This is a genomic window from Rhodopirellula bahusiensis (assembly GCF_002727185.1).
In the GTDB taxonomy this organism is placed as follows: domain Bacteria; phylum Planctomycetota; class Planctomycetia; order Pirellulales; family Pirellulaceae; genus Rhodopirellula; species Rhodopirellula bahusiensis.
Genome location: NZ_NIZW01000016.1, coordinates 124616 through 148641 on the forward strand (window position 1 = coordinate 124616; position 24026 = coordinate 148641).

General features: G+C 57.2%; 20 protein-coding genes. 8 read left to right on the forward strand and 12 right to left on the reverse strand.

The window, feature by feature from the left end; genetic code table 11:
* Positions 1–6: 6 nt before the first annotated feature.
* The 5 genes from CEE69_RS20145 to CEE69_RS20165 form a co-directional block, all read right to left on the reverse strand.
* On the reverse strand, positions 7–1002 hold the full coding sequence (locus CEE69_RS20145) for an AAA family ATPase (protein ID WP_099262461.1): 996 nt from the start codon (positions 1000–1002) through the stop codon (positions 7–9).
* 105 nt (positions 1003–1107) lie between these two features.
* Positions 1108–1563 carry a hypothetical protein gene (locus tag CEE69_RS20150; protein ID WP_233215449.1) on the reverse strand — a complete coding sequence of 152 codons (456 nt, stop codon included), beginning with the start codon at positions 1561–1563 and terminating at the stop codon, positions 1108–1110.
* A gap of 50 nt (positions 1564–1613) precedes the next feature.
* Positions 1614–2090, reverse strand: a complete 477-nt coding sequence (locus CEE69_RS20155) for a PNPOx family protein (RefSeq protein ID WP_099262408.1) — start codon at positions 2088–2090, stop codon at positions 1614–1616.
* Positions 2077–2517, reverse strand: coding sequence for a GNAT family N-acetyltransferase (locus tag CEE69_RS20160; protein WP_099262409.1), 441 nt, complete (start codon positions 2515–2517; stop codon positions 2077–2079). Before CEE69_RS20160 ends, CEE69_RS20155 begins: the two co-directional genes overlap by 14 nt.
* Before the next feature lie 119 nt (positions 2518–2636).
* The gene (locus CEE69_RS20165; protein WP_233215450.1) at positions 2637–3542 is read right to left on the reverse strand and encodes a hypothetical protein; all 906 of its coding nucleotides are present in this window, start codon (positions 3540–3542) and stop codon (positions 2637–2639) included.
* Positions 3543–3899: 357 nt separating this feature from the next.
* Here CEE69_RS20165 and CEE69_RS20175 point away from each other — a divergent pair, with 357 nt between their 5' ends.
* Positions 3900–4220, forward strand: coding sequence for a hypothetical protein (locus CEE69_RS20175; protein WP_099262462.1), 321 nt, complete (start codon positions 3900–3902; stop codon positions 4218–4220).
* On the opposite strand, the gene CEE69_RS20180 is transcribed toward CEE69_RS20175, so the two are convergent.
* The gene (locus tag CEE69_RS20180; RefSeq protein WP_099262411.1) at positions 4205–4570 is read right to left on the reverse strand and encodes a LapA family protein; all 366 of its coding nucleotides are present in this window, start codon (positions 4568–4570) and stop codon (positions 4205–4207) included. The two genes, CEE69_RS20175 and CEE69_RS20180, sit on opposite strands and share 16 nt — an antisense overlap.
* A gap of 449 nt (positions 4571–5019) precedes the next feature.
* Here CEE69_RS20180 and CEE69_RS20185 point away from each other — a divergent pair, with 449 nt between their 5' ends.
* From CEE69_RS20185 to CEE69_RS20200, 4 genes are all read left to right on the forward strand, one after another.
* Entirely contained in the window at positions 5020–5982 is a 963-nt protein-coding gene (locus CEE69_RS20185) for an ImuA family protein (RefSeq protein WP_099262412.1), read from the forward strand.
* Between the two features lie 259 nt (positions 5983–6241).
* The gene (locus CEE69_RS20190) at positions 6242–7870 is read left to right on the forward strand and encodes a Y-family DNA polymerase (protein ID WP_099262413.1); all 1629 of its coding nucleotides are present in this window, start codon (positions 6242–6244) and stop codon (positions 7868–7870) included.
* Between the two features lie 151 nt (positions 7871–8021).
* Positions 8022–10748 carry a DUF1592 domain-containing protein gene (locus CEE69_RS20195; RefSeq protein WP_099262414.1) on the forward strand — a complete coding sequence of 909 codons (2727 nt, stop codon included), beginning with the start codon at positions 8022–8024 and terminating at the stop codon, positions 10746–10748.
* 66 nt (positions 10749–10814) lie between these two features.
* Positions 10815–12218: a DUF1552 domain-containing protein gene (locus tag CEE69_RS20200; RefSeq protein WP_099262415.1), complete on the forward strand. Its 1404-nt coding sequence runs from the start codon at positions 10815–10817 to the stop codon at positions 12216–12218.
* Between the two features lie 64 nt (positions 12219–12282).
* Here CEE69_RS20200 and CEE69_RS20205 read toward each other — a convergent pair whose 3' ends face one another.
* The gene (locus tag CEE69_RS20205) at positions 12283–12726 is read right to left on the reverse strand and encodes a cytidine deaminase (RefSeq protein WP_099262463.1); all 444 of its coding nucleotides are present in this window, start codon (positions 12724–12726) and stop codon (positions 12283–12285) included.
* Between the two features lie 318 nt (positions 12727–13044).
* On the opposite strand from CEE69_RS20205, the gene CEE69_RS20210 reads away from it, so the two are divergent.
* Entirely contained in the window at positions 13045–14256 is a 1212-nt protein-coding gene (locus tag CEE69_RS20210; protein ID WP_233215453.1) for a S1C family serine protease, read from the forward strand.
* Positions 14257–14267: 11 nt separating this feature from the next.
* Here CEE69_RS20210 and msrA read toward each other — a convergent pair whose 3' ends face one another.
* The 5 genes from msrA to CEE69_RS20235 all read right to left on the reverse strand — a co-directional run bounded on the left by msrA (position 14268) and on the right by CEE69_RS20235 (position 21343).
* The gene (gene msrA / locus CEE69_RS20215) at positions 14268–14774 is read right to left on the reverse strand and encodes a peptide-methionine (S)-S-oxide reductase MsrA (protein WP_099262417.1); all 507 of its coding nucleotides are present in this window, start codon (positions 14772–14774) and stop codon (positions 14268–14270) included.
* A gap of 204 nt (positions 14775–14978) precedes the next feature.
* Complete coding sequence (locus tag CEE69_RS20220) at positions 14979–16376, reverse strand: tRNA modification GTPase (protein ID WP_099262418.1); 1398 nt, start codon at positions 16374–16376, stop codon at positions 14979–14981.
* Positions 16373–19117 (reverse strand): protein-disulfide reductase DsbD family protein, encoded by a 2745-nt coding sequence (locus tag CEE69_RS20225; protein WP_099262419.1) that lies wholly within the window; start codon positions 19115–19117, stop codon positions 16373–16375. The genes CEE69_RS20220 and CEE69_RS20225 overlap by 4 nt, the downstream gene beginning before the upstream one ends.
* Before the next feature lie 72 nt (positions 19118–19189).
* Positions 19190–20236: a phosphotransferase gene (locus CEE69_RS20230; protein WP_233215455.1), complete on the reverse strand. Its 1047-nt coding sequence runs from the start codon at positions 20234–20236 to the stop codon at positions 19190–19192.
* Positions 20237–20443: 207 nt separating this feature from the next.
* On the reverse strand, positions 20444–21343 hold the full coding sequence (locus tag CEE69_RS20235; RefSeq protein WP_233215456.1) for an HDOD domain-containing protein: 900 nt from the start codon (positions 21341–21343) through the stop codon (positions 20444–20446).
* A gap of 380 nt (positions 21344–21723) precedes the next feature.
* On the opposite strand from CEE69_RS20235, the gene CEE69_RS20240 reads away from it, so the two are divergent.
* The gene (locus CEE69_RS20240; protein WP_099262421.1) at positions 21724–22359 is read left to right on the forward strand and encodes a hypothetical protein; all 636 of its coding nucleotides are present in this window, start codon (positions 21724–21726) and stop codon (positions 22357–22359) included.
* Positions 22360–22749: 390 nt separating this feature from the next.
* Complete coding sequence (gene recA / locus CEE69_RS20245; protein ID WP_099262422.1) at positions 22750–23877, forward strand: recombinase RecA; 1128 nt, start codon at positions 22750–22752, stop codon at positions 23875–23877.
* Positions 23878–24026: the final 149 nt, after the last annotated feature.

Sequence of the window (24026 nt, forward strand, 5' to 3'; positions counted from 1 at the left end):
CACCTTTCAAACCGGGACGGGGACTTGATCCACGATGGACGCAACGATTTGACGACTCTCGTTCGATGTCGCGGTTCCGTGACGCGTGCTCACTCGGTGAGCCAAGACCGCCGTTGCCAATTGCTGCACATCATCGGGTAAGACAAAGTCACGGCCCATCAACACAGCGCGAGCCTGGGATGCACGCATCAACATTTTGCTGCCCCGTGGACTGCATCCCACACGCAATCGAGAATCTTGTCGCGTCGCGGTGGCCAAGGCGACGACATAGGCCGCGACCTTTCGATCCGTTTGAATTTGACGCACCCAGGTTTGCAAGTGCGTCAGCTCTTCGGCCTGCATGACTGGCTGCAGACCTTCGACTGGTTCAGCTTCGGATTGCTCCAGCAACAAATCGATTTCGCTATCCGTGTCGGGGTAATCCATCGACAAACGAAACAAAAACCGGTCAAGCTGTGATTCCGGCAACGGGAAAGTGCCTTCGAATCCGGCTGGGTTCTGCGTCGCAATCACCATGAATGGATGCTTCAAGTCATAGCGGTCACCATCGATCGTGACCTGAGATTCCGCCATCGCTTCCAACAACGCACTTTGCGTTCGCGGTGAAGCTCGGTTGACTTCATCCGCCACCAACAGATTGCAAAACACCGGTCCGGGTCGAAACTCAAACTCGCCTTTGGACTGCAAGTAGATCGGGCCACCTAAGATGTCCGCCGGCAACAAGTCAGGGGTGCACTGAATACGTTGATATTCCAGATCGATCAGTCGCGAAACAGATTTCGCGAGCGTCGTCTTGCCCACGCCAGGGACGTCTTCGAGCAACACGGATCCTTCCGCCAAGAGTGCGATCAAGACGGCCTCGATCACATCATCTTTCCCGCGGATGACCTGACGCAATCGCGTGGAAACCTCTTGAAGATGACGCCAAGGGAGCTGCAGCTCGTCCGGCAAATTGGACTTGGGACTTTGGGACGCTGTCAACGTTTCCGTTTCAGGCGTCACTTGTTGAGCAGGAGAATACAAAACGAATCACTCAAGATGAGAGGACAAGTGAAATGCAAAGGAGTTCCGGTTGAACCAGGGCTTCGTAAAAGACGCCGGATTCAATCAATTCGTTCGAGTTTGTTCCGCCTTGTCTGTGCTTGCCTGGTCCATGCTTTTCTGTTCGATGCCTGCCTGGTCGGTGCCCGGTTGTCCCTTTTCGGCCTTTGTTTTGACCAAGCAATGAAAACCATAGCAACGTTCTTCGTCTTCACGTTCTTCCACGGAGGAGTCGAGGATCTCTTGCACTTGGCTCATGCGATCAGAGTCCAGAGCCATCGACAAGACACGTTGCTGACCATCCGGTCCCAAGACCGCGGTGGTCAACACAGCGACGCAACCTGGATGCTTCAACGCTTCGATGATGTTCTCGCCGACCTGCTGTTCCGCGTTCTTGATTGTGGTCACAAACTGAGTCAGCTGCGCGCTATCAGGTGGGTTGGCCACACGAAAATTGGACAAGTTCTCAGATCCAGGTTGCTTCTCCGCTGCATCGTCGGAAGGAAAAGACGGTGAATTCATGAACGATCGATCAAAACGGGGAGAAGCGAAATAGGAACAGGTCGGGTCCGTCAAACCCGAAGACTAGAAGACGGGAGCGTTTCGATACGCCCAAATCCCGCGATCACGTGACACTCTTCAATGTGCATCAGGTGAAAAAAGAAATCCCCAAACCCCGCCACCATTCGCGAATTGGGGTGTTTCTGCAAGAAGGCATCGCGAACATTCATATCATCTTCATGAGGCAAGCGAACGACTTGGCCCATCAAGGTGACGCGTTCCGCAGCCATTGGGTCGGCATCGGGTGATGTCTGGTCGCACAACAAGAGCGATACGGCAGGGCACTTCGCTAAGTTCTGAGTGTGCTTTGCCAATCCGCTCAGCAACATCGCGATCGACGTCTCGCCAACTCGAGCCACCGTGACGAGCGACACGTACGGCCGCGGGGAAGAATCCACGCCCGACATTTGCGTGGCCAAGGAGGCGACACGGCAACGATTCATCAAATCCGAAACGAGGTCGGCGGTGGATGGTTCAGGCGTCGTCATGAGGCTTCACCATCTTTCGATGCGGCAGAGAAATTTCCGTGAAGGTTTCTCCCACCGCGGTGTAGCCCGCTTTTTCGTAGAAGCCAATCGCGGTCTCTCGGGCGTGCAACTGAAATTGGGTGTACCCCCGTTGTTCCAACGCGGTCTCGACTTCGACCAACAACTTTGCACCGAGACCTTCGCCTTGTTGGTCCGGATCAACCGCCATTTGCCGCAGTTTGACCGCACTGGACGTCAGAAGTTTCGCTGACAAGACCGCCGCCAGATTCTCCGTTCCATTCCGCAATCCAAAGTGCAAATCAGCGTATTCGCCGTCCAATTCCTCGGCCGTCAATCGGAGCCCCAGCGGTTCGCGCAGCACGCGATGCCTTAGATCCAATGCCTCCTGGTACAACGGCGTGCACCATTCGATTTCGAGGAATTCCAACCGTCTGCCTCCTGGTCCCGTCAAACGTCTCGTTGATCGCCTCTTGGCAATGACGTGGACAATTGTAGCCGACTCAGCAGGTTTTCACCCGTGTGCATCAATTCACACGAGGGTGGGTCTCACTCGTAATCGTCGAATTCGTCTGGGTCCCCGCAAATGGGGTCCAAAACCAGACCGCTCCAGTTCACCATTCGCGTCGCGGTCGGCCACAAACTGAAAACGCTGGCAATCGCGATCACGGTCCCCAATTCATCAAGCATCCAAGGCAACTCGACTCGTGCGAGCAAGCAACCGGCGGCGGTGAAGCACGCGGCGGAGATCAAGATGCCCACGCGATAGGCCCACGCGACTCTGCGACTGACTCGACACGCCGTGTAAATCTCGCGGGTTGGGTTGTCCCACTGGGCGATGAAACTTCGAAGTGCAACACCGCGTGGGTAATGTCGAAGCCCGTTAAGCAACGATTCAAAACGACATTTCAAGTAAATCTGGGGCAATCGGAAGTGAACCAGTGCCCCCACGGCCATCATCACAATCGCCAGCAACAGGAACCACCAGGCCGACACGATCGGCTCAAAGGTGTCTCCCCGGGTGGATCGCACCATCACCGAGTGAGCCAAACTCGTTTGCAGTGGAAATGCTGCGAGCACGATCAGACATCCACGAAGCGCGCGTCGCTCGGTCGCCAAATCCGACAACCGCAACTTGCGACGAGTCAGCGTGGGAAACCAGTGTTTCGCCCGCTCACCAAAGGCTCGCGAGAAAATGGGGAACGCATATGCGATCGTTGCCACCGACAACGTTGCCGCGACGCCTGAGTTGATCCAAGCAATCTCGGCGCGGCCGATCGATGACAAAACCAACATCAAGCGAGTGGTTTCGGTCACGACGCAAACCAGCGACGTTGCCAAAGCGATCGAACCCACGGCGGCCAATGAAACGGCCCAGGTGCGAGTGGTTTGCTTAACGGCGGACGAAGGTGTTGGTTTCCAGAGCAAGGGAACGCCCGAAGGTGCAGCGCTCACGCACCAGATCGCTCATCAACGGCAGTGGAGACCGTCGGCAAGCCAACAAACTGGGGTGGCAAGGTGTGGGGAAGATTAGAAATCAACCGCCGTGTCCGCCACGCAATTGCAATGCACCGGCAGCCACAACGGGCAGAAAGCAGCGGCCACAGTAATTCCCCAAGTCACTCAAGGCAAACACTTTACGCACAACCGGGGAGATCGATCACCCCCTGCCAGTGAATCCAAAACAACCGTCACAATCCGACGCTGTTCCCGCGTGACCAAACGTGTCACGGACCTTGCGAACAATCTTTTCAGTGAGACGTGACCCGCACGTCGCTCCGGCCTCCCGCCCCACTGACGAAGGTTTTTCGAATGACTCAGCTTTCTCTCTTCGACGCCATCGCACCGATCTCCCCCGTGATCGCACCGGCACCAGCGGCCGCGGCACCAAAAACCAACAACACCTCCAATGGGTCCGACAACACGCTGCTGGCCCTTGCCGCTCTGATTCGCGAAGGTCGAGAACAGATCGAAGCTCAACGGGCTTCCACCGAACGTCCCATCCAGCGAATCGGCGATCTGGCCCAAGCCGTTTTGCGTCGCCATGACTTGGTTGCTCGACGCCGCGCCGCCTCGCAACAAAAGGCCAGTGACTTTGACGCCGCTGACGACAACGTTCAGGTCGCTTCCTGATCCAAGCCGATGGAAGCTTCGGCTGATTCGTTGCCCGCGATCCCTTTCTTCTTCGTGGACGACGCCTCTTTCACAGAAGCTTCTGGTTTCTTGGATTCGGACGCCAAAGCTTTCTTGGCTTCGGATTCCCGGGTCGCTTGAGCCTTGTGGCGACTGCGGATTCTCCAAGCGGTCATCAAACACCCCAACACAAAGCTGACGCCGGAAAAGCCCAGCAGCAGCAACGTCAGTGGGTATTCACCACTGAAAAACAGAATCGTAAGTGGCACCGCGTCCTGGTTTTGAAACGCCACGATGACGACGACCAAGACGGCCGCCAACGACAAAAACCAGCGGATTTTCTGGAGCATGTGAAATCGGCGAGGGTGATTTCTCGCGAAAAAAGGGATTTGCTAGCAAATGTTTGCTAGGATCAATGGACTGACCAAACGAGGCAGGCAACAAGACGATGCCGAACAGCACTTCCACCGAAAACATCTCCGCTCCACGCCCTTTGACCGCGTCAACCAGCGTGTTGGAGCAGGCTCCCGAACAGCAAACCTTTGCTTTTTGGGAAGAACCAGTGGCTCCTTCCACTGTAACCTCAATCCCCAAGCGTCGTCACGCAGCCCCCCAGACTCCCTCTCCTTCCAAGAGAGTCGAGCCGTTTTCTGGCCTGGCGAATCCCAGTGCTTCCAACCTTCACTCTCCCTCCGAGAGCGTTAAGCGAAGCGTTCCCTCTTCCTTACTTCACCCTCCCTCTGGGAGGGTCGAGCGAAGCGAGGGGAGGGCCGAGCAGCAACCCAGCACCCGCGAAGGCTTGCTGCAAAAACTGCGTCGCCAAACCGAAGCGATCTCTGACCCGCTTGTCACCACCAATTCCACCCCGCGGTTTTCGACCGGTTCCTCGGCGTTGGATTCGTGGTTGCCCGGCGGCGGGATGCGGCGGGGCACGATCAATGAATGGATCGCAGAAACCGAAGGCGGCGGAGCAGGCACGCTTTCCTTGCTCGCCGCGGCCCAGATGTTGGGAACGGCTCCCCAGCGTCATTCACCAAACCACGATCATCCGCCGACCCACGCTCACCACGACGGGCCCATGATCGTCGTCGATCCCGGCGGCCATTTTCATGCGCCCGCCGCAGTCGCTTGTGGCATCCCCGCGGAGCGAATCGTTTGGTGCCGAGTCACCAACCGGCGTGACGCGGTGTGGACGCTCGACCAAGCCCTGCGTTGTGGCTCCGTCGCCGCGGTGTGGTCGATGTTGCCATGGAACCTGAACGACCGAGACGCTCGCCGATTGCAGCTCGCCGCTGAAACCGGGCAAACACCAGGCCTGCTCGTGCGGACCGCGTCGGCAGGCCGACAACCATCGTTTGCATCGGTTCGCTGGCACGTTCGATCGGTTCCAGCGAAGCCCGAACAAATCGTTCCGCTTCCCCGATCACGTTCCGCTTTGCCACCCATCAACCTTCGTCGCTATCGTGATCTCCGGGTGACTCACGTGACGATGCCCCGAGCCAAAACCAGCGTGGCCCGACAAGCTTTCTTGGCCGTCACTCCCGACGCGATGCTGCACGATTTGGATTCGCGGCCCTTCCTCGCTGCTCGCTCGAACCCTGTTTCCCACTCGAACCCGGCTGGTGACACCGCAACCACTGACACATCCACGGCAAACACTCATGAAAAGGCTGCTGTGCATTTGGCTGCCCAACTGGCCCGTCCAACGTCGACGCGCCGAGAGAATCCTCCACGAGAACCCAAACGCCGCGCCGCAGGATAAAGCTCCCTCCGAGAAGTCCGATCAAAACGTCGCCCCTTCCTCACTCCGCCCTCTTTCCGGGAGCGTCGAGCGAAGCATCCGCCTCTCGTCACTTCACCCTCCCTCTGGGACGGTCGAGCGAAGCGAGGGGAGGGCCGAGCCTGAACTCAGCGTTCACCCTCCCAGCCCCCAAGCCACCGCCACCGCACCGCTAATCCTCTGGCACGCCGACCCGCGTCGCGGACGAATCGTGGCAGCAAACTGCTCACGCGCAGCGTCCATGGGTGTGCGTTTGGGCATGCCGATCGCACAAGCCGTCGACATCACAAGCACGCTGGCCGATCAACACAACTCCAGCCGAAACGTCGCGAACCAGAACGTCTCGCCCATCCCAGCGGCGATCATTGACGAACACGATCGCGTCGCTGATCGCCGTGCGTTGCACTCACTGGCGACGGAACTGCAAAGCCATCTGTGCCCGCAGATCGCACTCGAAACACTCGACCGATTCAAATGGGCTGGACGCTTTCGCCATGACCCCGAAGCGCTCGTGGCAGAGATCGAAGGCGTCACTCATTTATTCGACGATGAACCAGGGTTGCTCTCCGCCGCGGCCACCATTCTCAAACGTCGTCACCTGAAAGCTCGCTTGGCCATCGCCAGCACGCTCGGCGCAGCCTGGGCTTTGGCAACCCACGCGCCGTCTCAAACTCAAAACAAAGCCCCCGCCAAAAGCCATTTTGACTTCTTCTTGGCACCCGCCGATCGCACCCGCGAAGCACTGCAAACGTTGCCGCCATCCGCTTTGCGTTTGAACCCAACGGATGTGGAAACCTTGCAACGATTGGGCATCGAAACCATCGGCTCGCTATTGCAACTGCCACGCAACGGATTGGCCACTCGCATTGGCCAAGGGTTGTGCAACCGCATCGCCCAAGCACTCGGCGAAGTCGACGAACCCATCCTCGCAATCGACATTCCCACCGAACACACCGCCGCACTTGAACTGGAATACCCAACCGACGCGGTCGACCTGATTCGTGATCGCATCATTCGCTTGATCGATTCCGCCACCGCGTCCTTGCGTCCCTTGGGAAGAGGCGTGCTGCGTTTGCGATGCCAACTCGACTTCACCGAGTCGCCGTCGGTGACATTGGAATCTGGACTGTTCTCGCCGACGCTGGACCTGAATCACCTCAGCAATCTGATGATCGGCGCGTTTGAATCGCATGCCTGCCAATCCAAGGTTTCGCACCTCCGGCTGGACGTGCTGCAAGACGCGATGCTGGCCAGTACCCAACCGTCCATCTTCGGGCCCGGCTTCGAAAACGACACCCAAACCGATTGGACACGTCAAACCGACATCGCTCGTTTGATCGATTCATTGAGCGGGCGACTGGGCGAAGAATCCGTGCGAGGGGTCCGGCTCAATCGTGATCCATTGCCTGAGGACACCGTCACCGATTTTCCGCTGACACAAACAAAGGGTCGCAAACTCGCAACCGCCCGACCGCGGCGTCGGCCAAAATCCAAAGGCACTTCCGCTACCGAGTCGCACGACGAATCCAACGCTCGTCACGGCGGCGGAATTCGCAACGGAGTGCCAACCGCCCATGATGCCGGACGTCGGCCGCTTCAATTGCATTCAACACCTCAGCGGCTCACACCGTTGGGCCATGGCAAAGACCCCGTCGGTGAAAACCAGTTTCCACCCAAGTTTCGTTTTCGTGGCCGAGTGTGGCACGTGCATCAACATTGGGGTCCCGAACGAATCGAAACACGATGGTGGCAAGGCCCGATGGTTCGCCGCGATTACTTCCGAGTGGAACTGGACAACGGGACACGTTGGTGGATTTTTCGCGACCTCAATCATCCGTCTGATTGGCAACTTCATGGCTGTTTCGATTGAAACGCTTTGCCCCACCGCGCATAATGAAACTCCACCGGATCGAGCGTAGAAAGTCCCCGCCTTTTGCTTTTACTCCGAGTTGGCATCCGTCTCATCGTTGACAGATCGCCTTCCTGGACGCTCCTCCCTCCCGCCTTCCCAAACCCCGCCCATGTTCGCTCAACCATTCCATGCGAATGCGCGTGCACAGTTCACATTGCTGTGCGTGGTGTGCCTGTCGGGAAGTTTCCTAGCCGCGGAAGAGCGATCCCCCGCTTCGGCACCTTCTCGGTCGTTGGAAGAAATCAAGCGGACCGGCGCCAGCCACTCGAAATACCTCGAGCCCACTTCCCGTCCGGCCAAAACGAAAACGCCCAAGGCTGACCTGCAAACTTTCCGCGATGTCATTGCACCGATCTTGGAAGAGTCCTGCGTCGACTGCCATGGTCCCGGGAATGAAGAGGGCAACATTCGAGTCGACACGCTCGACCCCAATCTGTTGAAAGGCGACGACGTCGATTGGTGGGTGGAAGTCCTGGCCGTCCTCAGCAATGGCGAGATGCCACCGCCGGACGAAGTCGACATGGACGACGATGATCGCAGCACCGTCGTGGAATGGTTGTCGGGCGAAATTCAAGTCGCGTCCACGTTTCGGCGAGCCACCGGCGGCCATTCCTCGTTCCGTCGTTTGACGCGTTACGAAACCAACCACGCGTTGCAAGATCTCCTCGGCCTACCCTACGAATTCGCGAAAGACTTGCCGCCCGAAGCTCACTCAGACGACGGCTTTCAAAACAGTTCTGAAATGCTGCACATGACCGTCAAGCAGTTGGACACCTATCGCCAACTCGCTCGGCAAGCTCTCGACCGAGCCATCGTGCTGGGCGACCGCCCCGCTCCAGTGCACTGGAGCATCAGCATGAAGCAGAACAGCCAAGTCGACAGGCACCAACAACAGTCCAAACTCGATCAGGTTGCCGAGAAATTCAAAGACGATCCCGACAAGCAAAAACAAGAAGTCGACGCTCTCCGAGCAACCTTTCAAACGACTCCGCGAAACACCCACTACCGAAACCTGACCAACGGGCAAAAGGTCTCGGCGAATTGGGCTTACAACGGTGCACGCTATGCCATGACGTCCGAAGATGCACCGCGAGTCATGCCGCCCACGTTCGACCACGTCGCCGTATTGCCCGGCGGACGCAATCAAAAACTGATTGTCGAACTGGGTGACCAACTCCCCAACCAAGGCGTCATGCGAGTTCGTGTCCGTGCCTCTTGGCTGCCTGAAGAGGACTCATCCGGCGAATCGCATCCACCCAGTTTGCAACTGGAATTCGGATGGCGAGCCAGCAACGAAGGCCGTGCCGACATGCGAATCAGCGGCGCCGACCAACTGGTGGAAGCATCACCGGATGAACCGCAAATCTATGAGTGGGACATTCCGCTGGGCGACATCTACCCACGCAACTCCGTCCGCGGTGTGTCGAAAATGGGATCGATGCCCAGTCCGTCGGAGTACATCCGGTTCATCAACAGCTCGGTCTCGAAATCCGCCATTCAAATCGACCATGTTGAAGTGGTCGCTCCGGTCAATGATCACTGGCCACCTGAATCGCACCAACAAATCTTCATCGCCAGCAAACATCACGACAACGAACCGCTTTACGCGAAAGAAGTTTTGGCCGCGTTCATGCATCGAGCTTGGCGACGTCCGCCGACCGAGGCCGAACTCGAACGCAAACTCAAACTGTTCAACGCAATTCGCGATCAATGCGAATCGATGGAAGAAGCGATCTCGGAAGTGCTTGCCTCCATTCTCTCGTCGCCCAACTTCCTATATGTCGTCCGCTCCGCCGAAACCAACAACTCTGCCGAGACTGCCGACCGTTTGTCGTCCAATGAACTGACGACGCGGTTGGCGTTGTTCTTGTGGTGCAGCGTTCCCGATACGGAACTGCTTGAACTGGCGCGAGATGGCCAGTTGTCATCCGCCGAGCAACTCAGCGCTCAAGTCAATCGCATGTTGGCGGATCCAAAGGCGGAACGCTTCAGCGAACACTTCGTCCACCAGTGGCTCGACTTGCAACTGCTGGACTTCCTCAACGTCAAAGAAACCAAGCCCAAACTCAGCCCGCTGCTCAAAGAAGCCATGCAGCGGGAACCGATCGCGTTCTTTCACGAACTGCTACACGAAAACGAAAGCGTCCTGCAATTCATCCACGCCGATTTCGCGATGGTCAACGAACGATTGGCTCGGCACTATCAAATCCCGAACGTCCATGGCAATCACTTTCGCCGAGTGTCGCTGAACTCAGATCCACGACGAGGTGGTTTGCTCACACAGGCCGGCCTGCTCGCGATGAACTCGGACGGCACCGACTCACACCCACTCAAACGCGGCGTGTGGTTGCTGGAGAGCATCCTGAACGATCCGCCGCCTCCGCCACCGCCCGCGGTCCCTGAGATTGACTTGGCCGATCCTGAAATCGCGAAAATGACGTTGATCGAGCGGATGGCAGATCACCGCAACCATCCCGCTTGCATGTCTTGTCATTCGAAGATCGACCCCTGGGGCATCGCGTTTGAAAACTACGACGCGGTTGGCCGTTGGCGAGATTCGATCAGCGGAAAACCTGTCGTCGCATCTGCCACCTTGTTCAATCAACAAGAACTCGACGGTGTGGAAGGCCTCAAACGCTACCTGCTCGAACATCGCCAAGACCAATTCGTTCGCGCGATGGTCCACAAACTGGCGACCTACGCACTGGGACGACCGCTGACGTTTTCGGATCATGTCCACGTCGATCAAATCACCGCCGAAGTCCGCCAACGTGGCGATGGCCTCGGAACGATGATCCAACAACTGGTCGCCAGCGACCTGTTCCAATCAAAATGACCCCCGTCCCCTTTTGCACCCGCGCAAACTGCTCTCGCCAAGATCACCGTCCTGAAGGAACTTTTGATGACACTGAATCTAAACGGCTTGGACCGACGTCGCTTTCTTCGCGGAACCGGGGTGGCCTTGGCATTGCCTCTGTTCGAATCCGTTGCGATGTCCGCCGTGCGAGCATCGGAAACGCCTGCGGATCCCAAACGATTGGCGTGCTTCTACTTTCCCGATGGCGTGCCCATGCCGCTGGCGAAAGACCCGGCCTATCAAGACTGGTCGTGGTTCCCACACGGCGCCGGAAACGACTTCACATTCACCAAGGCGTTGTCACCGCTGGAGCCGCTGAGAGATGAGATCAGCATCCTGTCGGGATTCTCACACCCCAAATCAAGAAGTGTCCACGGGCACTCCAACGCCGACCAATTCTTGACCGCCGCCGACACAGGATCCAACGGTCCCTACAAGAACAACATTTCGCTCGACCAGATCTACGCAGAGCACGTGGGCAACCGAACCCGGTATTCTTCATTGGTCATGTCGACCGATGGCGGCACCGGGACACCACGTGGCACACACACACTTTCGTTCAATCGAAACGGTCGAGCCATCCCAGCGGAGAACCGGCCCAAACGCATCTTTGACATGTTGTTCGTCAAGAGCGATGAGGACGCCGCCCGCCGACTTGCTATCAGCCAAAGTGCACTGGATGACCTGCTGGCCGATGCTCAGTCGCTTCGCAAGACACTTTCATCGAGCGACCAATCCAGTTTGGATGAATACCTCGACTCCGTTCGTGAAGCGGAGATCAAAGTCGAAAAGGCAAAGCATTGGCTCAACACGCCTCTACCGACCGTGAACGCCGATCACTTGAACCTCAACCTGACTCCGGACGAACCGCGTCAGTATCTGCAGACGATGTTCGAGATGATTTACTTGGCGTTCAAAACCGATTCGACGCGCGTCGCCACCTATCAAATCGGTCGTGAAAATGGGGTGGGCATCAGCGACCATTTGGCACGCGCGGTTGGTATGAACCTCTCGCACCAACTCTCACACGAAACCAAGAACCCGGGTGGTTGGAAAAACTTCGCGATCTACTGCCAGTTCCTCAATGAGGAATTCGGACGTTTTGTCGGCAAGCTCAAAGCGACCGAAGAGCCAGCCGGACGCGGATCGATGCTGGACAACACGCTGTTGCTGTTTGGCTCCGCATCAAGTGCCTTCCACCTGTCTCGCAACTACCCGTTGATTCTGGCCGGCGGCAAGAACATGGGATTCAAGCACGGGCAATATCTCAACAATGCGGGTGCCAGCCCGCAGGGTGGTGCATGGGACGGTGGCCGCGAACCGTGGCAGCAAGAAATCTCACACGAAGATCGCCCGCTGTCGAACCTGTTCGTCACCATGCTTCAGCAACTGGATGTGCCCGCCGAATCATTTGCCGACAGCGATGGCAAAGTCACTGAATTGACCTGAGCGTTCACTTGGACACTTTGTCGCCCAAACACCATCGTCAGCGAAATTACAGGAGCGTCCGCGTTTATCGCTTTGGAATGTTTGACGTCGAAAACGCGTCAGGCAACAAATCAGACAGACGGCGCATTTGTTGGTCACCATCGATCACATCGATCGTGTAGACGAACAAGTCCGATCCAAATTCCGCCAGCACTTGTCGGCAGGCTCCGCACGGCATCGCGCCACCGATGCTGGCGATCGCAACCGCGTGGAACATCCGGTAACCACCCGCCACGGCGGTACACACAGCGGTGCGTTCAGCACACTGTGTCAGCGAATAGCTCGCGTTTTCGACGTTGCATCCTTCGACGATGCGACCGTCATGGGTCAGCAGTGCGGCCCCGACGTAAAAGTGACTTTGAGGCGCATAAGCGTGATCGCGAGCCGAAATGGCTGCCTGGATCAATCGCTGGACATCTTCATCGCTAGGCGGATCGATTTCAGACACGTGACTATGAACATCGGTCATGGCAGGATAGAGAGACAAGGAAGTAGGCTCGCCGAAGAGAGGTGCAGATTCCGCCATCAAGTCCCAATAGAGTACCCAGAAAATTCCGTGAAGCAATGCGACAACACGCATCGAGAGCACCTCGGACGCCATCGCCCTCGGCAATCGCAGCGTCAACGTCGCATTTTAACACAACGCGTTCCCAATACCGGCCGTTCCGCCAGTCCGAAACGGAATCGGGCGCGTTAACATGTCAGATCCTCCCAACCACCTCCATTGGTTCCAAGTGTTCCCGCAATGCTTTTGAATATTGACGCTTCCCGCCCGGCCCCCAGAACGGTGACCACCCAACCGAATCGCTCGCTGGCAAAACTCCCCTTGCTCGCATTGCTAACCATCGCGGCATTGTTCACCAGTCTGCACGCCGTCCACGCGGACGAAACCGCTCAAGACAGCGCCCGCTCACTTTCGCGAGCGTTCCGTGATGCGGCTCGGGAAGCCAACCCGTCCGTCGTGACGGTGTTCTCCTACGGGCAGAACCAATCCTTCACTGGCGATTCGCCGGATGAAGAGGAGGAAGAAAGCGATGAAGAATCACCTGACGATCCAGTCGGCCCGACACCTCCGAAGCAATCCGAAGACGGTGAGTTCGAACTCAGCGGCCTGGGCTCCGGCGTAATCATCAATCCTTTCGCTGACTCAGCTGATCGCGACGAAGAGAGCGACCAATCGATCTACTGGGTGATGACGAACAATCATGTGATCGCGAATGCGAAGAAGGTCGTTGTTCAACTGCCCGGTGAAATCGAATTGAAGGCGGAGAAAGTCCACGGCGATCCCGCCAGCGACATCGCAGTCCTTCAAGTCACGTCCAGCGAACCATTGAAAATCGCCCAGTACGGAGATTCAAAAACCCTGGACATCGGCGATTGGGTGCTCGCGATCGGCAGTCCATTCAAACTGGATGCAACAGTCAGTGCCGGCATCATCAGCGCGAAGAACCGATCTCTCGAACGCATCCGCCGCAGTCGATTGCTGCAAACCGACGCTGCGATCAACCCGGGTAACTCAGGCGGCCCGTTGGTTGACCTGGATGGAAACGTGATCGCGATCAACACCGCCATCGCGACTCGCAACGGAAGCTACCAAGGCATCGGTTTCGCCGTGCCGATCGATCAAGCCAAATGGATCGCTCGCGAATTGGCTCAGCACGGAACCGTTCGTCGTTCCACGATCGGAATCACGATGGTGGAACTGACAGCGAAGATGGCAAAAACGTTTCAGTTGACCGAGGGCATGGGCGTGCTGGTCTATCAGATCATTCGCGACAGCTCAGCCGATCGAGCAGGTTTGAAACAGTTGGATGTGATCACGGAATTCGCGGGCCAAGAATTCAGCAAACCGATCGATCTTCGCGAAGCGATTGAACGGCAACCTGTTGGCTCCACCCAGACATTCAAGGTGATTCGCAAGGGGGAAGAAATCGAAATCGAAGCCATCTTGGCTCCGGTCGATGATCCAACGGCCACACCTGCCGACGAAGAAGAGTGATCAATCGCTTGTCACTCCGCGGCCGCTCGTTTGGGAAGCACCCAATCAGGCCGAGCGAAGTGACACGTGTATCCATTGGGCACCTTCTCGAGATAGTCCTGGTGCTCCGGTTCCGCTTCCCAAAAGTCGCTCACCGGCTCGACCTCGGTGACCACTTTCCCCGGCCATAGCCCAGACGCATCCACGTCCGCAATCGTGTCGATGGCCGTTTGCTTCTGTGCCTCGTCAACGTAGTAAATCGCGGAACGGTACGACGGACCGCGATCATTGCCCTGGCGGTTCGGCGTCGTTGGATCGTGGATTTGGAAGAAGAACTCGAGCAAGCGACGGTAACTCGTTTTCTCAGGATCGAAGACAATCTCAATCCCTTCGGCGTGGTTGCCATGATAGCGATACGTCGCGTTGGGCACCTCGCCCCCGGTGTATCCCACCCGGGTCGACTCAACGCCAGGCAACTTGCGAATCAGATCCTGCATACCCCAGAAACAACCACCCGCTAACACAGCTCGCTCGGTCATCGTTCTTCTCCGTTCAACTTCAAGGGAATGTACTCGCTCACCTCACATGGCATCGTAGGCATTCGGCGACCTTCGTGCAGTGGCCGGCAGGTCAAATCACTTTTCCAAACTGCACCCGTTAGCCGATGGCCGTTAGGCCTGGTTGCATCGCGAAAACCGGTGAGAGCGAACTTCGGCTGATACTATTCAGCCCCTACAAGCGAACTACTTGCCAATGCAAAATCGTCCGAACACGCGGTCCAGGATATCGTCCGTGTAAACCTGGCCGGTCACTTCACCGATCGCCTCAACAGCAAGACGCATCTCCGCGGCAACCAGTTCATGCCCCGCCGATTGTTCGGTCCACTGAACCGCTTGGCCCAAATGATCGATCGCGGCAGCCAACGAGTCTTGGCAACGTGCCGCGGTGCCGATCACGCTGCCCGTTTCCCCCGCGTCACGTCTCTCTGCGAATGCAACCAACCGTTCGATCAGCGATTCAACACCGGCACCCGACTCACTGCTCACGGCCAAATCAGCCTGCATCGAATCACCGTCCCAGCCTGCCGGCACTAAATCTCGCTTGGTCGCAACACAAATCAACTCCGCCGATCGTTTCGAATCCGGCAGGACCGCGTCGGGATGTTTCAACCATTCAAAACCGTCGCCAAGAGTCGCATCCATGCACCAGATATGCACGTCGGCTCCGCGTGCCGCTTCCGCCGCTTGCAGCTGAGCTTCCTGAGAGATCGGTGCCTCCGGGTCAGACTCTTCGCGAGATTCCAAACCCGCCGTGTCGATCAACTGAAACGAATGACCGCCCCAGCTCGATTCAACGGTCACCAAATCACGAGTCGTCCCGGCTTGATCGGTGACGATGGCCGACTCGGTGCGAGACAGCATGTTCAGCAATCTGCTTTTGCCCGCGTTAGGCAACCCTCGCAAGACAACGCGAATCGTAGGCGACGCACCACCACGATCGCTGAGTTGCGAACGGGTCTGTGACAGCAGCGACTGAAGTTCGCCCAGCCGTTGGACCAGTGCTTCGTCGGAAATGAATTCGATGTCTTCGTCGACAAAGTCCAACCCGGCCTCGACATCGGCCAACAGGTCCAACAAAGTCGAGCGAGCCGCTTGCAACGGTCGCGAAAGATTGCCGGCCAATTGCGAGAGCGCTTGATCGAGCGTGCCGCGATCCTCCGCTTCGATCACGCCCAGCACCGCTTCGGCTTGCGTCAAATCCAGACGCCCGGCCAGGAACGATCGCATGGTGAATTCGCCTGGACGAGCAGCTCTCGCCCCCGCCCGAATTGCCGCGTCCAAACTGGACTGCAGCAGCGGTGCTGATCCGATCAGATGCAACTCCGCCGATGGCTGGCCCGTGTAACTGCGCTGCGTGGGCCAAACCATCACATCGACCTCGATCGCACCAAGCGGATCACCGAGAGCGAGCTTTTTCGAGCTTCGAAACGGACGTCGACCAGTGGCTTCGTCCTTGTTCAACACGTCCATGCGGCACAGCACATCGACGCAGTCGTGGCCCGACAACCGAACGATCCCGCGCGGTGCGGGAGTCATCGGCGAAGCAATCGCGGCGATGGTGTCATCCGCCTCGGATGTCACCGGGTTGCCATTCCAGCCACGGCGGGTGCCATACTCAGATCGTCAGCGTTTGCATTCGATCGATCACGAATGGCGACGTTCGCTGCACTACCTGACACGCTCGGACCGGCGTCTTCCAAAGCATCCAACACCATCTGCTGCGAGACCAAATCACGCAGCACGATTGGCTCGGCAGGTGACTTCCCAGGATAGATTGCCAACACCGGAATCGATCGACTTTGCAGCTCCTTGAGCTTTGCCTCGATCTCAGCATCTTGGTCCGTCCAATCGGCCAACATCGGCACCGCGTCCAATTCTTCGATCAACTGACGAGTCGGTTCGGTGTTAAGAGCGACGTTGTAGTTCACGATGCAGTTCACGCACCACTTGGCGGTGAAGTCAATCATGACCGTGCGTCCTTCCGCTTGATACTGATTCAACTTGGCTTCGTCATAAGGTTGCCACGCGATCGTCTTCACACCTTCGGCTGGTTCAGGTGCGGGCCCCAACCATTGGAACGCGGCGAACCCGATGATCATGGCTGAGGCCACGCCGCCCGACCACGCATACAATCGCGATTGCAGGCTGCTCCAACTGGGAACCTTGCCGATGATCCAGCAACCAAACCAAACTCCGATCAAGGCTACGAACACGGGTAGCTTGTCGCCGTCACTGAATTGATTGAAGAAGAACGCAACCGTTCCGAGGAACAAAAACGCGAGAAACTCCTTTAGCGTTTCCATCCAAGTGCCAGGCTTTGGCAACCAAGCCACCAAGGACGGCCAAATGCCAATCATCAGATAGGGCAGTGCCATACCGACACCCACCGTCATGATGACCGCTGTTGTTTGCAGACTGGTCAACGCAAATGTGAGTCCCAGGATGCCGCCAAGTAACGGTCCACTGCAGGGCGTTGCCAACACGGTTGCAAAGACGCCCTTGAAGAATGCACCGGTGTAGCCCTCGCGTTGCTGCAAAGCTTGTGAGGTCTTGCCCGCCGCCATTCCGGGGACGGGAATTTCCCAAACACCGAGGTAGCTCAGCGCCATCGCGAACATCAGCAAAGTCAGGCCGAGCCGCACTGGGAAATACGTGAACTGCTGCCCCCAATTGAACGACAACACGACCGCAAGCGCGGTCAGGACCGCGAACACGGACAAAATTCCGACCGCGTAGACAAAGTTGAGGAAGAAGACTCGTTTGCGATCTTCGCCAGCCTGCTGGACAAAGCTCATCACCTTCAAACCGACAACCGGCAAAACACAGGGCATGAAATTCAGAATCACCCCGCCGATGAAAGCAAACAACAGTGTCGTGCCGAAGGCCGTGCCGGCTTTCTCCTTGTCATCGGAAACGGCTTCGTCACCGGCCGTCTCGCTGGAGACGCCATGAGCCGCACCCGCAGCCGCAGCACCACTCGTCGACGCATCGGCCATCGCGACTCGCGACGTGCCGTCTGTTTCTGGCTTGGCCGCGGCTGGCTCTGTGCTAGCTGGCTCTGTGCTAGCTGGCTCTGTGCTGGCATTCAGAGCGGGCGATACATCGCTGTCGACCCATTTGAGTGTCGCCGCATCATCCAAGACCAGCATGCGTTTCTTCGCAGCGACGTTCATCGGTTTGGGTTGCGAACTTGCGGGAGCCGAGCCCGCCACGTTCACAACCGTTTGAAATTCGATCGCCTTGGGCTGCTGGCAACTGTCGTCTGTGCAAGCTTGATAAGCGATCCCGCCAACCAGCTTGTGCTGGCCCGCCGAAGCTTCCGCTGGAATCGAAATCGGCAACGTCCAAGTCACGTTGCCCTTGTGATAGGTCACGCCGGGCAACAAGTCATAATCCACCGCACGTGATTTCGTTTGGGGAGCCCCGACTTTCAAATCCGATTTTTCGCTGACCACGAAGTTGGTCTTGGATTGCTCGTCGTTCACCGAAGACGTGTAAACATGGTATCCCGCATCGGGGATCGCGGTGAAGCGAAGCAGTCCGGTTTGGCCGGGTTCCAACTCAGGCGTCAAGTTGATCGCTTCCCAACGCACGACGTAATCTTGGTCGCGAAAAGCTTGCTTGGGATCGACCGGAAGTTTCTTCAGACTTGCCGGGTCATTCGAGATTGTCGACGCCATCGTTTGCGATGTCGGCTTGGTGACTGCCGATGGCACTTTGCCAACAAGCTTTGCGGTCAAGGTTTCGTTCACGGGCATGCATGCGCCACCGGTTAGGCACGCCAATGCATCCAAGCGAATCTTCAACTCGCCAAGCTGCGAGATTGCTTCGTTCCCACCCGCGACTTTGGCGGTGGCGGTGAACGTGACTTCGTCTTCGAATTCTTCGACGGTGATTCCACCGAAGTCTTCCGAGACACTCCGAAGAGGTTCACGGTCGCTCTTCCAAACGCCCGTTACTTTGACCGAATCCGCATCAACCAAACTCAACTTGGTTGGCTTGGGTCCGCCTTTGGGCTGGGTCGTGGAATAGAGGTGCCACTTCGGTTGCAGTTTCACCTGCACCTGCAGTTTGACTTCGCCATCGCCAATGGCCAAGTACGTCGCAGTGGCCTCGGCGGGCTCGTCGGTTTGCAACGCTGTGTTGCCAACCGCTCCGAATCCATCAAGCGGAAACTCGGTGAACAGACCGGTTGCGTCGGGCTTGTCAGCGTGAGCAGGGATTGCCGCCGCGACGGTGAATACCACTGCCAGCAGTGCAACACCCAAAGCGGGCAATTTCCGAGCGAGCCCGGATTGATAACAGCGATCCATCGAAAGCAACCTCCGACGAGACAATTCAATTAGACATGAAGACGCCGAACCCAATCGTTCGACCAAAATGAGTCCCGTAGCTTAGCAAAAGTGGCAAACTGAATCGATCAAGCCGGAAATTCGACTCGAGAGACGTTCCGGCGACGAGACAAAGACGCGTCGTCTCAATCCAATCCAATCCACCCAATTTGCCATTCCCACCCACGCGTTTAGACGCACAAGAGTCTCGCCCAAAGCGAGTTCTTCTGGTGTCGGGCTCTGTAAATGGAATGAGCGACCTCTGCCACCATCCGCCAGTTCCACCCCGTATTTTGCCGACGCAATCCGGTTGTATCCCGTCAACGCAAGTTCCAGCCGACTGGCAGAAAGACACTCGTCCAGTTGCACAGGGAAACTGCCCGACCATCTCGCCAGGTCAACGATCGGACAATCCCAATCCATCGCGTCGTGATCGATGATCCCGACCACGGTTTCACGAGACTCGTCCAATAGGATGTGCTCTCGATGCACGTCACGAAGCACCCAGCTCTGTCGCCATCCCTTCGGTGAACTCTCAAAACGTTCCGCAAATTCCGCAATCAGCTTTGAGTGGATCGCGACACCATGTTTGACCAGCAACTCCGCCGCTGACATCAATCGGTTCGCTAGCTCTTCATACGCACGCCGATCTTCGCTGGTTTGCATGCTCGTTGGTTGAGTCGTTCCATCAACGCTCACGCAGCCAACCAGCAAGGCTCGCCACTGCGATACCGAGCCCGGCAATTGCTCCCGCAGCAAACTTCCCGATGACAACCACGGCCCCAACTCGCGAAGACGTTGCATCCGATCGCGAAAACAACGAGGTGCTTGCTCCGTAAGATTGTCGGGCGCAGGCAGGTTGGCCAGCTTCGCATGCGTTTTCGCAATTGCTTCTCCGCCCAGCTGCAAGACTCGCGCGGCGGATTCACCGTCGGTGGCTTCGGAGTCACCGCAAGCTGTCCCATCGACCCAAGGAGTGCATTGCCAGTGACGTCCGCGATCTGAAACGATCCATCGACCATCCACGGTCGGAAGCGGAGTGGCAAGGATCGCCGACTCGGTTTGGTTGTCTGGCGTGATCTCGAATGAAGCTTCTTCCGGTTGCCTCATCGCCATGTTCAGTGCGTTTGCATGAGCATGCCAGCGCGCGATCGGCTCTCCTTCGGCCGAAACCTTCAACGCATAAGCCAACGGGTTCGCGGCAGGGCGAATTCGAAAGACCCGCCCGCCGCTCAGCCCCGGGTTCCACGATTCAATCTCGAACGACGCTGCGTCTGGAAACCAGAGTCGTGCGATTCGTGGAACATCCAAATGTGATTACTTCTCAGCCAAGAAAGACATGATTGATTGTTCTGGCACCGGCAACTTCAGCAACGGTGCGAACTCCGCGGTTTGCTCGTCGACTTCTGTCAGACATTCAAACAATTTTTCTTTGGACATGCCAGAGAGACGTTGGCTCGCACGGGCGAACTTGCCCTTTTCGTGCCAATCTTTTTCACTGCACGAAGGCAGCAACGATGCCAGTGCCACGCACGCTGCACCGCGGGCTGGGTCGCCCATTTCGAGCAACTGCTCGATCTCGGTGTGCTGTGCGATCAATTCAACGAACTCTTCGGGAAGGTTCCAACGGGTCGCCAAAACCGCCGCGGCATCCGCGTGGTTCCAACCAAACATCTCTTTTTCCAAGCCGCTCAAACGCTTGCCTTCCGAAGCTCGCTTCTCAACCAGCTCTTCGTATTCCGTTGGCAACTCTTTCAACAACAAAGGAATCGCCATGTCCTGCAGCAAAGCGCCCGCGAATAGATCTTCGGCGGCTTCCAGTTTCAAAACTCGCCCGACTTTTCGAGCAAAGATGGCGCGACGCAGTGAGTCTTGCCAAAGAGCTTTCAAATCAAAGGGACCAAACTTCGGATTGGGGATCACGCTGAAGACAGCGTTCCACAATGCAAAGTTCACGATCGCTCGCGAGCCGACCAACGTGATCGCCTGCGGAATGCTCATGATTTCGCGGCTGAATCCGAAGTAGGACGAATTCACGAACCGCAGAACCTGACCCATCAACCCTGGATCGGCCTCGATCGGCTTGGCAAAGTCATTCGGTCCGGCGGATTCCTTTTGAGACAGCTGCAGCAGGCTGATCGCACTGTGCGGCAAGGCAGGCAGGATGTCGACATGAAAAACATCTTCCAAGTTGGTGCTTTCTGCGACATTGGTCATCGATATCGTCTCGTGGTTCATTGGTGCGTTGTTCGCCACGCGAAGTGCATCACGCGGGCTTGATTCCGTTGGCTGATAGAACACTACGCCAAGAATTCGGCGCAGCATGTCGGCAGCCGAGCGTGAGAGGCCGGGATTCGTGATGAGTGCCAATCGGTGGAAGCCTTTGCCAGTCGCACCGGTTGTAGTGACGCGGTTTTGATACGTCTCGCCACGCCATCAAGCGTGGACCTCACGCTACTTTTGTTGCAATCACGCATCATGCTTCACTGTTGGCTGAACTCGCACGCGTAGACGCAACCCCTTTACCGTCGGTGCGTTAGACCGCGAGCCACCGGGTAGCAAGGCGTCTGGTCCGACACGTGCATCCCTTCCTTCCCATGGCACTCGCACGTTTTCGCTCGCTCGGCAATCGCCGATCCTTCTCGCATCTCGAATCTCATCGCCTGGGGAATACCCCACAGGTTGATGCGTCGTTCTATTGCAAACGCCTGCGAAAGACGGCCGCACTCGCCATCTTGTTGGGAATGGTCAACATCCTCAGTGGTGTCCCCAGTTCCATGAAGGCGTCCAACGACACGTCGCGGTCCAACGCGACTGCTTCGGAACAGGCCCCTGATCGCAAACAAGTGAAAGTGCCGGTGCTGGACGAATCGTCCAACCACTCGATCGAAGCGAACCAGCCTTTGATCTCCAGCGGCCCTCGCGCCGTGCCGCCTGTTGGCTGGCGCCGCACCGCGAACGGATGGGAAAACGTTGCGGAATGGCCCGACGCACACAACCAGACAGGGGGGATCCCTGCCCAAGTGTCCCTCTCGGATCAGATCCTTTTGCAGGAGAAACGGGAACCCGCAGTTTTGCGACGTTCCATGGACCGGCTCCGACACACTCATCCCGCGGTCATCGCTTCGATTCAAATTGCCAGTGTCCTGGTCCTGTTTGCGACCTGGATTGCGGTGCGTGAAAAGCCGCTTCGGAACACCGACAGCGAAACGCCAAGCCAGCTCGCTTCTTAACGTTCCAACCGCGATCCAATCGAAATCGGAACGAAACCCGGTCGCGCAGGTTCGTTGCTTCTGGATTTCTCTTCCGCTCCGCAAAGACTCTCGGGTCGCAGGCTTCTTTGGTCGCAAAGGGCAAGGCTCGTCCATGACCAAACGTGTCACCGCTCTGACGAATACTAAGGGTGTGAAGAGGAGCCAGTGGAATGCGGTCAACACACCATTCGGTGGAACGCGTTTCGGTGGAAAACCTGTCGGACTTTCATTGTCTCCGACAGCCTCCTCGATAGGATCCACCTTGCGGCTTCGCAGGGATCGCCATGTCTGACCAACGTTGGTCCGTACATCGGCTGGGTTTGAATTGGAAACAAGAAAAGTTTGTTCAGGGAATAAAGGAATCAGGACATGGCAAAGAAACCACGCATGGCAACGCCGGCAGCATCCAAGGGCGTCAAGCTGGATCCAGGCATGAAGACCATTCTGGAAAAGGAACCCGGTCTGAAGACCACGCTTCAACAGATCGAAAAGTCGTTTGGCGACGGTGCGATCATGCCGCTGGGAGCTTCCCAAAAGCTGACCATCGATTGCATCTCGACGGGCAGCCTCAGCCTCGACATGGCTTTGGGTGGAAAGGGCATCCCGCGAGGCCGAATCATCGAAGTCTTCGGACCGGAATCTTCCGGTAAGACGACGTTGGCTCTGCACATCGGTGCCGAAGCCCAAAAGTCCGGCGGGATCGCGGCAATCATCGATGCCGAGCATGCCTTTGACCCAAGTTGGGCCAAGAAGCTCGGTGTGGAATTGGACAGCCTGTTGGTCAGCCAACCGGGCAGCGGTGAAGAAGCCATGCAGATCTGTGAGATGCTGGTCAAATCCAACGCCGTCGACGTCATCATCATCGACTCCGTCGCGGCCCTGGTGCCCAAGGCAGAACTCGAAGGCGAGATCGGCGACAGCCACGTCGGCTTGCAAGCTCGTTTGATGAGCCAGTCGATGCGGAAGCTGACCGGTGCGATTGCCAAAAGCAAATCGGCCGTCGTCTTTATCAACCAAATTCGCGAGAAGGTCGGTGTGATGTTCGGCAGCCCCGAAACCACTCCCGGCGGTCGCGCCCTCAAATTCTATTGCTCGTGCCGAATCGATGTCCGTCGGATCGGCAGCTTGAAAGACGGCGAAGAGCAAGTCGGTCAACGCGTCAAAGCCAAGATCGTCAAGAACAAGGTCGCACCTCCGTTCCGGATCGCTGAATTCGACATGATGCACTCCAACGGCATCAGCTTCGAAGGCGACTTGCTGGACCTCGGAACCGAAAACAAAGTCGTCAACCGCAGCGGTTCATGGTTCAAGTACGGCGACACTTATCTGGGACAAGGCAAGGAGAAGGCTCGTAACTTCTTGATCGAAAACCCAGACGTCTCCGACGAGATCAAGCAAAAGGTCTTGGCCGCCGGCGGCTTCGTCGCACCGCTCGAAGCAGATGCGAGCGAGGGCGAAGAAGCAGTCGAAGATGGCGAAGCAGTGGCAAACAGCTGATCGAAGACGTTCGACCAAGTCTCTGGGCACAACGAACAACGGATCGTCGTGGAATTTCCACGGCGATCCGTTTGTTGTTGACAGGGCAATGATCACACGTCTGATCTCTTGTTCGCCAGCGGCGTTCCAGCAACCTCACCTGCCCGAGC